The organism is Belnapia sp. AC561, from assembly GCF_979252845.1.
In genome coordinates this window covers 1-280 of the sequence record NZ_CEEDBP010000180.1, presented here as the reverse complement: position 1 = coordinate 280, position 280 = coordinate 1, and the positions used below count along the sequence as shown (strand labels likewise).

Annotated in this window: 1 protein-coding gene; it reads right to left on the bottom strand. The window is 65.0% G+C overall.

Going from position 1 to position 280, the window contains the following annotated elements; translation table 11 throughout:
* Positions 1-11: 11 nt before the first annotated feature.
* A partial coding sequence (locus AC0IW9_RS30645; RefSeq protein WP_471652080.1) for a hypothetical protein occupies positions 12-280 on the bottom strand: 269 nt, incomplete at its 5' end.

Here is a 280-nt window from a genome sequence, read left to right as displayed (position 1 = left end):
CCACAAGTGGCTTAGGCCTGACCGGCAGGGGTGATGGTGACGCTTACCGGGCCTTCTCCGGTGGAGCTGACCTGCAGGCGTGTGTCTCCGGCTTTGGAAATGACCTTGGCGCCCTTCACCTCGACCTTGTAACCATTGGGGTAGTGGACAGCCGGGACGGCGATCTCGGAGACGGATCCTGGTGCGAAGTCACCGTCGCTGGCGACACGTTTAGCCGTCCACGTGGCCTGGTACGTCCGGGTGGACTGGTCCCAGGCCGTCGAGGTCGGGGTGCCCGCAG